Here is a 10,797-nt window from a genome sequence, read left to right as displayed (position 1 = left end):
AGCGACCGACATCCTGCGCCCGCTCGGGCTCACCTTCGCCCGCTACCAAGTCCTCGGCATGCTGCGGTTCAATCCGCCTCTCACGCTCGGCCGGCTCGGCGACCAGTTGTGGATCACGCCGGCGACGGTCACCAACGCCATCGACCGGCTCGAAGCCGCCGATCTGTGCCGCCGCGTCTCGCACCCCGACGACGCCCGCGCCACCCTCGCCGAGATCACGCCGAAGGGCCGCAAGCTCTTCGACCGCGCCGTCGACGAACTCAACGTGAAGCTGTTCGCCACCGTCGGCCTCACCGACGACGAACTGAACGACCTCGTGCGCCTCGTCCGCAAGATCCGCGCCGCCGCCGGCGACACCGTCGCGGATACGTAGCCGATCCGCGACTACCCGGTGTAGGCGCGGGCGAGGGCTTCGACCAGCTCGTGGCTGATGCGTTCGACCTCCTTGGCGGACTTGCGCGTGAGGTCGAGCACCGGATCCATGTGCTCGTAGAAGGGCGCCGAGTTGAGGTGGCGGAACAACATGACGGTCATGGCTACGAGCTGATCCGTGTCGACGCCGGGCCGGAGTTCACCGAGGTCGGCGGCTCGCTTGGCCATCGGGGCGAAGACCGTGACGAAGCGCTCGTTCGTGATCGACCGTACGGCGGCGCGGGCCTCAGGGTCGACCTCGTTGGCCGCGGCGAAGGCGATGCCGCGCTCGACGGGGTGGGCGCGGAAGAATCGCAGCCAGTTGGTCATCATCCGGTGCACCGCTTCGAAGTAACCCATGGTGTCGGGGTCGACGCCTTTGAGGGCCGCCGCCTGGATGTCCTCGCTGCCGGCGTCGCAGATGGTGGCGAACAGGTCGAGCTTGTCCGTGAAGTACTGGAAGAGCGATCCCTTGGCGATGCCGGCGTCGCGGGAGATGACGTTCAGGCTCCCAGCCGAGAAGCCGCCCTTGGCGAACTCGACCTTGGCTGCATGGATGATGCGCTCCCGCTTGTCGGGCGGGAGGTTCCACCAGGTGTCAGTTGGCACTAGCGCGCGACCGTCCGTTGGTCTTGGTCTTGATGAGGGTGTCGGCGTCGACTTCGAACACCGCCGACTCGAGGAACGTGCGGACTTCGCGCAGCGCCGCCTCTTTCCACTCGTCGAGCTCGTCGACGATGTGGGCCATTCGTTGCTCCTGCTGGCGCATCTGCGCCTGCATCTGCGCCAGCGCGCCGAGGCCGATGAGCGCGAGCCCGCCGAGGCCGCCGCTCATGAGGTAGGGGATCTGGAGTTCGACGTTGCCTTGGTCGCGGACGCCGAGGAACCCGAGCAGCACGGCGACGAGGCCGGCGGCGACGAGCACGCCCGATCCGAGACGCAGCAACTTGGTGGTGCGGTCGTAGTTCATGGTTGTCTCCTAGCTAAGCCGCGTTGGCGCGGCGACGAATGACTTGCAGCGCGCCCACGGTGACAAAGGCGCACAGCAACACGAGTCCGTAGGCACCGCGCAGCGCATCGACGCCCGGCGGAGCGACGTGCTTGGCCAGGCGCGGGGAGGCGAGCGCCAGCGGCGCTCCGGTGCGGCGCACGGGCGCGGTGGCGACGGGATTGCCCAGGTCGACGGGGGCGGGCTGCTCGACGGTGTCGGCCAGCACGTTGCTGCTCGGCGGCAGGTCGGCGATCGGACGGCGGGCCGCGGCGAGCGAGCTCGCCTGCACCTGACCGAGCAGGACTTCTTCGTCCTTACCCACGTCGCCGAGTGGCGACCCGACGGGCCCGGCCGGCGTGTCGACGCTCGGTGGCACCAACGAGGTCACGTCGTAGCGAATGCTCAACGCTGCGCCCGACGCGGCGGCCGACCGATCATCGGCGTGCTGGTCGATCCCCGGCAACACGGCGACGGCGATGTGCAGGCGGTCGAGCGCCTTCAAGGCGGCGTTGACCGCGGCGATCCGCGCCGGGTCGGCCACCGTCGAACCGGCCAGGTGGACGCCGCGCGTGTCAATGGTCACGCCCATCCCCGCGATCAGCCCGCGCCCGATTGAGATCGACAGCGAATGCGTCGGCGTCGCTCCCGGCTTGGCCGTGGTGCGGGCCACGCTGTCGATGCTGGCGATGTCGAGGATGCCGGCGATGTTGATGCCGCTGAGATACGAGTGGGCTTCGGCGACGACGGTGCCGTCGTCGAGCACGTGGGTGTCGCTGTCGCCGCCCGCGTGCTGCACCGTGACGACCTTCGGGATGACGAACTGACCGCCCGAGACCGCGGCGGCGTCGGCCGACACGGGTGAGGCTTTCGCGGTGAGCGAACCGGCGCGCAGCTTGAACGGTGCCTCGACGATCAGTCCGCCGTCGGCCACCGACGCCTCCGCCGGGAACACATTGCTCGGCGGGTACTGCGCGGTGACGAGCGACGGGTTCTTGTACGCCACGTACTTGCCGACCTGGGGCGGCACGCTCGGCGGCGCCACCACCGTCGTTTCCAGGAACGCTTCGCCGAGCGGGCCAGGCGTCACCCCGGCCACGATCGCCTGGCTCTTGTCGAGCGTGTAGGTCGAGCGGCTGTAGAGCACACCGCCGTCGAGTTCGTTGGGGATGCGCGTCACGAGCCCCGCGGGCGTGCCGACCGCCAGCGCGTCGGCCGCCGCCAGGTTCGGCGGCGCGGCCGCGCTGCGCGCCGGGGTGGGCAGGCCGACGAGGATGCAGGCGACGGCGGCGGCGCCAACCGCGACGCGCCTCATCGCGAGGCTCCCGCGCCGCTGAGATACGCGAGTTCGAGCGCCCCGGCGCGCTGTGCCTCGTCGGGTGTTCCTGAGAACACGATGCCCCCCTTGGCCATCAGATGCACCGTGTCGGCGATGGCCAGCGCCCGGTGCACGAACTGTTCGATGAGCACGAGCGCGAGGCCCTGCTCCTGGTTGAGGCGTACGAGTCCGTCGACGAGTTGGTCCACGACGATCGGCGCGAGCCCGAGGCTGAGTTCGTCGATCAGCAGCAGCCGCGGCGACGACATCAGCGCGCGCCCGATCGCCAGCATTTGTTGCTCGCCGCCCGACAGCGACCCGGCCAGCTGGCCGCGCCGTTCGGCGAGGCGCGGGAACATCTCGTAGGCGAAGTCGCGTTGCGCGCCGATCGACTTGGACCGTTGCCAGCCGCCGAGCGTGAGGTTGTCGGCGACGCTGAGATGCGGGAACACGCGGCGGCCTTCGGGGACATGCGCCACGCCGGCCGCCACCATGCGCGCCGGGTTGGGAGTGACGGTCACGCCGTCGACGCGCACCGCGCCGGCGCGGGGACGCACGAGTCCGGTGATGCCGCGCAGTGTCGAGGTCTTGCCGGCGCCGTTGGCGCCGAGCAACGCGACGATCTCGCCGGCGGCGACGTGAAACGACACGCCCCGCACGGCGACGACCGGGCCGTAGCCCACTTCGAGACCGCGCACTGTGAGCAACGCGTCAGACATTGGCCACCTCCGTGCCGAGATACGACGCCCGCACGCGGGGGTCGGCGACGATCGCGTCGGGCGTGCCGTTGGCGATCACGCGCCCGAACTCGAGCACGTAGACGCGCTGGCACACCGACAGCACCATGGGCACGTCGTGCTCGATGAGCAGGATCGACAGGTCGCGCTGGCGATGTATTTCGCGCAGCAACTCCGCGAAGTGCGTCGACTCTCCGGGGTCCATTCCGGCGCCGGGTTCGTCGAGCAGCAATACGGTCGGCTCGAGCGCCAAGGCCCGTGCCACCTCGACCATGCGCTGGGTGCCATAGGGCAGCGCGCCCACCGCGGCGTCGAGCAGCTGCGTGAGCCCGCACAACTCGGCGAGCGCTTCGACGTGTGCGATCGCCTCGCGCTCGGCGCGGCGCGCTCGGCGGGTGCGGAACGCTGCCTGCCACGCCGACGCGCCGTAGTGGAGGTGCCGGCCGAGCAGCATGTTCTCCCGGACCGACAGGTGGGCGAACAAGCGCGCCTGCTGGAACGTGCGGGCGACGCCGAGCTTGGCGCGCGCCGCGGGGTCGAGGCGGCTGATGTCGCGGTCGTCGAGCGTGACCACACCGCCGGACAGTGACGTGAACCCGGTGAGGCAGTTGAACAGCGTCGTCTTGCCGGCGCCGTTGGGGCCGATCAGGCCCACGATCTCTCCGGGCCGGACCTCGAGGGAGACGGCGTCGACTGCGGTGAGCCCCGCGAACTGCTTGGTGACGTCGCGTGCGCAGAGATGACTGTTCATGGCCGCGCTCCGACGCGGGCGCGCAGGCGCAGCCGCAGCTGGGGGGCCGCTGCGGCTGCGCTGGGCGTGCGGAGGCGGACGCGGACCCGGGGCGGCGTGACGGGCACGGCGGGCACGGCAGGCGTGGGCGCGGTGCGGGTGAAGGTGTCGCGCACGTCGGCCACGACGCGGGTCGCAAAGCCGATCAGCCCGTCCGTGCGGGCGAGCATGATCAGCACCAGGCCGATGCCCGTGGCGAGGAACAGCCGGACGTGGAACAGGTTGACGATCGGCTGCGCGGTGGCGAGCAGCACCCCGCCGACCACGCCCCCGGCGAGGCTGCCGAGTCCGCCGATCACCGGCAGCGCCAGCAAGAAGAACGACTGGAGCACCCCGAACTGGCTGGCGCCGGGTGTCGAACGGAACAACATCGCGTAGAAGACACCGCCGGTAGTAGCGAGGGCTGAGGACAGGGCGAAGGCCCCGATTTTGTAGGGCGCGATGCGGATGCCCATCGCCATCGCCGCGTCCTCCGAGTCGCGAATGGCGAACAGCACGCGACCGAAGTCGGAGTTGCGCAGGTTCATCACGACGAGCAGCACCAGCCCGACCACGATCACACCCGCGAGGTACAAGCCGCGATCCGACTCCGTGGACAGCCCGAAGAAACTCGCCCGCGGCACGATGCCGGCAAACGCGCCGCGCACCGAGTCGAGCGGGAAGACGAACTTCTCGCACGCCGCGCCGAAGGCCAGCGTCACGATGGTCAGGTACACGCCGCGCAGGCGCAGCGACGGCCCGCCCAGCACCAACGACACCGCGGCGCCGATGCAGGCGACGAGCACGAGGGTGAGCGGCAGCGGCACGCCGTGGGCCAGCAACTTCTGGCCGCCGTAGGCGCCGACGCCGAAGAAGCTGGCCTGGCACAGGCTGATCTGACCCGTCCAGCCGGCGAGCACCATCACCGACAGCGCCACGAGCGCGTAGGCCACGGAGAGCGCGCCGTAGAAATGCATCGAGTCGGGCGCTCCGTAAGCGAAGGCGACGGCGCCCGCGGCGACGGCCAACACGCCGAGCTGTTGCCAACGCAGCCGGCTCATAGCTCGACGACCGATTCGAGGGCGACGGTGTTGTTGCGCAGGACGAGCAGCACCGCCACCAGTCCGATGAATACCACTAGGTCGGCCGAACCCGACGTGGAGATGTAGCCGCTGCTCCACTGGTAGACGAGCCCGAAGGCGATGCTGCCGCCGACGGCGAGTGGTAGCGAGTTGAACCCGCCGATCACCGCGGCGACCAGGCTCGAGATCATCACGAAGGTGAGCGAGATCGGGTCGAGCACGTTGAGGTGGATGAACAACATGCCGGCCAGCGCGGCCGACGCGCCCCCGAGGGCCCACGTCGAGGTCGTCATCAGCCGCACCGGCAGCCCGACGATGTGCGCGGCGCCGGGATCTTCGGCGATGGCCTGCACCGCGAGGCCATACCGCGTCCGGTTGAGCAGCACGTACAGCAGCGCTCCGACGACGACCACCACGGCTGCGGTGCCGAGTTGGTGCACGGTGACGCCCGTCCCGGCGAACCGCACTGTCGTGTCGGGGAAGATCGAGTCGATCACCGGGGTGTTGGGCCCCCAGAACTGCACCGTCAACTCCGTGAGGACGAGCAAGACACCGACGGTCATGATCAGCGTCGCCAGGATGCCGTCGCGGCGCACCGGGCCGATGAGCATGCGTTCGATCACCACGCCGAGCACTGCGCCCACGAGCAACGTCAGTACGAACGACACACCGATGGGCAGGTGCAACCGCTCGTTGAACTCGTAGTGGAACACGAAGGTCGAGAACACGCCCATCGCGCCCTGCGCCAGGTTCACGATGCGGCTGATGCGGAACACGACGACGACGCCGAGCGAGACGAGCGCGTAGATCATCCCGAGCGTGAGGCCGCTGACCGTCAGGCTGACGAACTTTTCCACGACTAACCCGCGCTGAAGCGGTTGGTCACCTGATGCCAGGTGAGGTTCTCGTCGGCTTGCAGGATGATGCCTGATGGGGCGGCGCCGTGGTTGGCGAAGTCGAAGCTGAGTCCCATCGAGTTGAGGCTGTGCATGTTGCGCAGCGCGGCGACGAACGTCGCGCGTGTGAGCTTCGGTCCAGCGGCCTTCAGTGCCTCGACGATCGCCACGGCACCCGTGTAGGCCGCCTGCGTGTAGAAGTGGTGGAAGATGCGCGGGTAGTAGAACTCGGTGATCTGCCGGTAGCTCTTCATGTCGGGTGAGTCCGACTTGTAGAAGTCGTAGCTCGAGAACCCGTAGAAGCCGATCCCGGCGCGGCCCATCGCCTGGGGCACGTCGTCCGCGGCTACGAAGCCGCCGACGAACCCCTTGGGCGCCTTGTAGTCCTTCGACCCCGCGGCTTGCATGAACTTCACGTTGTTGACCGGGTCGTTGCAGAACAGCACGACGTCGGGGTTGGCCGACTTGATCTTGTCGACCTGGCTCGACAGCCCGTTGTTGACGTCTTCGTTGACGGCGTCGACCACGACGCGCAGGCCGAGCGCCGGCGCGATTTGGTACACGCGGTCCTTGCAGCCCGGACCCGCACCGATGGTCACCCACGACACGCCGACGGTGGTGGCGTGCAGGTTGTGCGCCGCGAACGTGGCGATCTCGGCGCCGACGTCGGCACCCTTGAGCTGCGTCGGGAACATCATCGGACTGGTGAACTCTTCGGCGTAGAGCCCCGACGTCCCGACCCACGGCACCCCGGCCTTCTCGATGATCGGGGGCACCGTGTCGAGGTTGAAGTCGAGGCTCGGGCCGAGGGCGAAGACCTTGTCGTCGTTGATGAACTTGTTGACGCAACTGGCCGTGCCCTGCGCCTGGCCTGCGGTGTCGCAACCGCTGAACTGGATCTTGCGGCCGTAAACGCCGCCTTGGTCGTTGACGTAGTTGAAGTAAGCGTTGGCCGCCTGCTCGGACACCTGGCTGTACTTATCGAGGAAGCCGCCGTTGAAGAACGTGCCGCCGATCTTGATGCTCGTGGCGGTCACGCCGACGTCTGTCGCACCACCGTTGCCGCCGGCGGGCGCGGGCGCCGCCGCCGCACGATTGATCGCTGCCGCCGCCGGGCCGCTAGCCGTGCCGGTCGCCGCCTGCGCGCCGGCGTCGAGCGTCTCGCCGGCGACGTCGGTTGCACCCGACGCCGCGGTGTTGGCGGTCGTGACGCGACGAGCCGCAGCGGCGTTGCGCGCCGCCACCTCGCGCCGGACGTCGGGGCTGGCGCCGCAGGCGCCGGCGAGAGCGACGACGAGCAGGAGCGCCGTGCCGAGCCGCAGGCGGCTCACGAGGCGGCCTCGGGCAACGACAGGCACTCAAGTTCGAGGATCGCTGCCACCGAGCGTTCGATCATGGCGCCGGTGATCGCCGTGCCTCGCGGGTCGCCGTGGTCGAGACCGCCGGCGGCGACGATGCCGTAGACGAAGCTGAACAGGACGGCGAGGCGATAGTCCTCCCAGCACGTGGCGAAGTCGTAGTTGGCCACGCCGTTGGCCGCGAGCCGCGCCGCGTACGCCGCCACGAGATCGCGCTCGTGCGCCGCGCGGTCCGCCGCCGTCAGGCTGCCACCGAGGAAGTACCCAAGGTCGCGCGCGCCGCGGGAGCGGTCGACGAGTTGCCAGTCGCACACCGCGAGATCGGTGTCGTAGAAGAAGATGTTGTCGAGGCGGTAGTCGCCGTGCGACAGCGTCGTCGGTCCTTCCGAGAGCCGCTGCATGATCCGGGGCAGCAACCCGTCGAAGCGATCGCCGAGGTCCTTGATCGCCGGCGGCATCTGGTCGCCGAAGAGTTCCTGCGCCGGCCCCCACGACGTCTGATAGCTGAACACCACGCCCTCGGGGAACGGCGAGTCGCACAGCGCTCCCATCCAGTCCGCCGTCGCGACTTCGCTGTCGTTCCAGAAGCTGGCGTGCAGATCGGCTAGGCGTTCGACGGCGAGGCGGGCGTCGTCGAGCTTGCAACCTTCGAGTTGGTCCACGACGCGCCCATTGGCGAGATCACTCAGCAGCAGCACGAAGCGCTGGGTCTCGTCGTCGAGTTCGGCGTAGTAGCACTCGGCGTGCGGGATGCCGGCGCGCTTGGCGAGCTGCTCGTAGAAGCGCACCTCCTTGCGGTACATGCCGAGCAGTTCGGCGACCATGCGGCTGGCGTCGCCCTCTGCCGGAAACTTGGCGATCAGCGTCGCCGGCCGGCTCGCGGTCGGCTCGGCGTAGGTAACGCTCACGCGGCACAAGGCGCCCATCAGGCCGACGCCGACACCGATCGGTGTGGCGTCGACGGCCACGACGGTGGCGCCGAGGGCCTCGCTCATCCACGCAGGCGTGAGCTCAGAAGCGTTGCTGGGAATGGTCATTCGGTTTCCCCCCTGGGATGGTTCAGGCGCTGTGGTGGTCAACGCCGGCGAGTAGTAGCTCGGTCATCCGACGCGGCATCTCGGCCAGCATCGGGAACAGCGCGGCCCTCTTGGGCAGGCGCACGTGGCGGCGGTCGTGCTGGATGGCGGACACAACCGCGGCGGCGACGACGTCGGGGTCCAGCTCGACGAGCAGCTTGAGTTGCTCGAAGCGGCGGACGCTGCGCGCCGTAGGCCCGTATCCCCGGAGCGAATCCATCATGTCGGTCGCCGCCGGTCCGAACTCGACGAGGGTCGTGCCGATCCCGCAGCCCTTGATCTCGGCGCGCAGGCAGGCGGTGAAGTGCGAGAGCCCCGCTTTCGACGCGGTGTACAGCGTCAGGCCGGGTGCGCCGACCGTGCCGGCGATCGACGACATGTTGACGATGTGGCCCGCCCGCCGTTCGAGCATCGACGGCAGCACCTGCCGGCACAGCTCTATCGGTGCGTGCAGGTTCAGCTCGAACAGCGAGTTGAGCGCGGCGGCGTCGACGTCGACCAGCCGGCCGGCGTGGTCGACTCCCGCGTTGTTCACGAGCACGTCGATCGGCCCGTCGGCGTCGATACGGGCGATGAGGCCGGCGCGTCCGGCGGCGTCGGACAGGTCCGCCGCATACGCGTCGCCACCGAGATCCGCCGCCAGCTTCTCCAACGCTTCGCGGGAGCGCGCGACGAGCGCCACCTGCGCGCCGGCGGCGGCCGCCTTACGCGCGATGCGTTCGCCGATGCCGCGCGACGCGCCGGTCACCACGATGCGCTTGCCCGAAAGGTTCACGCCGATGCCTCCGAGCGGTCCTGCGCGACGAGGTCGAGCTGTTCGTACTCGTCGGACGTGTCGATGAAGTTCTCGTACTCGATGACGCCGATCTCGGTGAACTGCTTGCGCAGCTTGCCGTCGCCGGCGTCGAGCAGGCCGAGCTTCTTGCAGTTGGGCACGATCTTGGAGAACAGCTTCTTCTGGAACTCGTTTTCCTCGGGCGCCTGCGACAGCAGCAGCGGGATCATCTGGCGCGGTTCGATGCCGAGGCGGTCCCACACTTCTTGCTGCAGGAAGCGGTCGCGCATGCGCACCGCGGCTTCGAAGGCGAAGTCCTGGCGCTCCTCGATCTCGGCCGTCGTCAAGTCGTCGTAATACTCCTTGAGCGACAGCACGCCGAAGGCAACGTGGCGCGCCTCGTCGCTCATCACGTAGCGCAGCAGCTGCTTGAGCAGCGGCTCGGTCGTCATCTGGTGCATGAAGCCGAAGGCGGCCAGCGCCAGGCCCTCCACCATGATCTGCATGCCCAGGTAGGTCATGTCCCAGCGGCTGTCGTTGATGATCTCGTCGAGCAGGATCCGCAGGTGGGCGTTGATCGGGTAGTGCCCGTCGAGCTTGGTGTCGAGGTAACGCCCGAACACTTCGACGTGCCGCGCCTCGTCCATCACCTGGGTGGCGGCGTAGTACTTGGCGTCGATCCACGGGACGGTCTCCACGATCTTGGCGGTGCACAGGAGCGCGCCCTGCTCGCCGTGGAGGAACTGGCTCACGCGGTGGTTGGTGGTCTCGATGGCGTAGGACTCGATCTCCTTGTCGCCCCAGTGGGCGACGGGTGATCCCGGCGTGTTCGTCAGCCGGCGTACGTACTGGCTGCGGTAGTCGCTGCGCATCATCTCGGCGCACACACGCTGCGGGTCGACGTCGGTCTCCCACGGCAGGTCGGTGGAGCCGTTCCACTGCGAGGTCTTGGCCTTCTCGTAGAGCTTGTCGAGCGCGGGGCGCGCGCCCTTCTCGTAGTCCCAGGTGAACAGGGCGTCGGCGTCGTCTTGCACCGCGTGGACGATTTCGTCAACGTCGCGGTTGGTGATGGCGAGGATCGCCTCGAGATCGTTGTGGTCAGCAGTCAGCGTCATGGCGCTTGTGGTTCCCTCCCGTAAGGTCATATGACCACCTGGTCATATGACCGCCCGGTCATAGGGTGCCCCGCGCGCGCTCGTTCGTCAAGGGGTTACTTGCAGAAACCTCGCGATCGGAGTGTCAGCTGCGCGGGAGGCCGAGCACGCGCTCGGCGATGATGTTGCGCTGGATCTGTGAGGTGCCCCCGGCGATGGTGCCGCTGAAGGACCGCAGGTAGAGGTTGAACCAGTTGTCGGTCCACACGTCGAGGTTGAACGGCTCGAAGGGC

At 68.7% G+C, this 10,797-nt stretch carries 13 protein-coding genes; 1 reads left to right on the top strand and 12 read right to left on the bottom strand.

The annotated features are described in order from the left end of the window. Positions 1-373 (top strand): MarR family transcriptional regulator (locus tag VHC63_05175; GenBank protein HVV35976.1); only part of this gene is annotated, 373 nt, incomplete at its 5' end. An 11-nt stretch (positions 374-384) separates the two neighbouring features. Here the strand turns inward: VHC63_05175 and VHC63_05170 are convergent. The 12 genes from VHC63_05170 to VHC63_05115 all read right to left on the bottom strand — a co-directional run bounded on the left by VHC63_05170 (position 385) and on the right by VHC63_05115 (position 10,772). Further along, entirely contained in the window at positions 385-1,020 is a 636-nt protein-coding gene (locus VHC63_05170) for a TetR/AcrR family transcriptional regulator (GenBank protein ID HVV35975.1), read from the bottom strand. Continuing rightward, entirely contained in the window at positions 1,010-1,381 is a 372-nt protein-coding gene (locus VHC63_05165; GenBank protein HVV35974.1) for a hypothetical protein, read from the bottom strand. Before VHC63_05165 ends, VHC63_05170 begins: the two co-directional genes overlap by 11 nt. Before the next feature lie 13 nt (positions 1,382-1,394). Next, positions 1,395-2,714, bottom strand: coding sequence for a hypothetical protein (locus tag VHC63_05160; GenBank protein HVV35973.1), 1,320 nt, complete (start codon positions 2,712-2,714; stop codon positions 1,395-1,397). Further along, complete coding sequence (locus VHC63_05155) at positions 2,711-3,436, bottom strand: ABC transporter ATP-binding protein (protein ID HVV35972.1); 726 nt, start codon at positions 3,434-3,436, stop codon at positions 2,711-2,713. The genes VHC63_05160 and VHC63_05155 overlap by 4 nt, the downstream gene beginning before the upstream one ends. Continuing rightward, entirely contained in the window at positions 3,429-4,205 is a 777-nt protein-coding gene (locus VHC63_05150; protein HVV35971.1) for an ABC transporter ATP-binding protein, read from the bottom strand. The genes VHC63_05155 and VHC63_05150 overlap by 8 nt, the downstream gene beginning before the upstream one ends. Then, positions 4,202-5,284: a branched-chain amino acid ABC transporter permease gene (locus VHC63_05145; protein ID HVV35970.1), complete on the bottom strand. Its 1,083-nt coding sequence runs from the start codon at positions 5,282-5,284 to the stop codon at positions 4,202-4,204. Before VHC63_05145 ends, VHC63_05150 begins: the two co-directional genes overlap by 4 nt. Continuing rightward, complete coding sequence (locus tag VHC63_05140) at positions 5,281-6,162, bottom strand: branched-chain amino acid ABC transporter permease (GenBank protein ID HVV35969.1); 882 nt, start codon at positions 6,160-6,162, stop codon at positions 5,281-5,283. Before VHC63_05140 ends, VHC63_05145 begins: the two co-directional genes overlap by 4 nt. A gap of 2 nt (positions 6,163-6,164) precedes the next feature. After that, a complete protein-coding gene (locus VHC63_05135; GenBank protein ID HVV35968.1) occupies positions 6,165-7,532 on the bottom strand; it encodes an ABC transporter substrate-binding protein in 1,368 nt (455 codons plus the stop codon). Beyond that, positions 7,529-8,554 carry an oxidoreductase family protein gene (locus VHC63_05130; GenBank protein HVV35967.1) on the bottom strand — a complete coding sequence of 342 codons (1,026 nt, stop codon included), beginning with the start codon at positions 8,552-8,554 and terminating at the stop codon, positions 7,529-7,531. The genes VHC63_05135 and VHC63_05130 overlap by 4 nt, the downstream gene beginning before the upstream one ends. Positions 8,555-8,618: 64 nt before the next feature. Further along, positions 8,619-9,410, bottom strand: a complete 792-nt coding sequence (locus VHC63_05125; GenBank protein HVV35966.1) for an SDR family NAD(P)-dependent oxidoreductase — start codon at positions 9,408-9,410, stop codon at positions 8,619-8,621. Further along, positions 9,407-10,525, bottom strand: coding sequence for a ferritin-like domain-containing protein (locus VHC63_05120; protein ID HVV35965.1), 1,119 nt, complete (start codon positions 10,523-10,525; stop codon positions 9,407-9,409). The genes VHC63_05125 and VHC63_05120 overlap by 4 nt, the downstream gene beginning before the upstream one ends. Positions 10,526-10,649: 124 nt before the next feature. Beyond that, the gene (locus tag VHC63_05115) at positions 10,650-10,772 is read right to left on the bottom strand and encodes an acyl-CoA dehydrogenase family protein (protein ID HVV35964.1); all 123 of its coding nucleotides are present in this window, start codon (positions 10,770-10,772) and stop codon (positions 10,650-10,652) included. Positions 10,773-10,797 lie beyond the last annotated feature (25 nt).

The organism is Acidimicrobiales bacterium, from assembly GCA_035546775.1.
In the GTDB taxonomy this organism is placed as follows: domain Bacteria; phylum Actinomycetota; class Acidimicrobiia; order Acidimicrobiales; family JACCXE01; genus JACCXE01.
The sequence above is the reverse complement of the archived record's forward strand: the minus strand, read 5'-3'. Positions and strand labels throughout refer to the sequence as shown.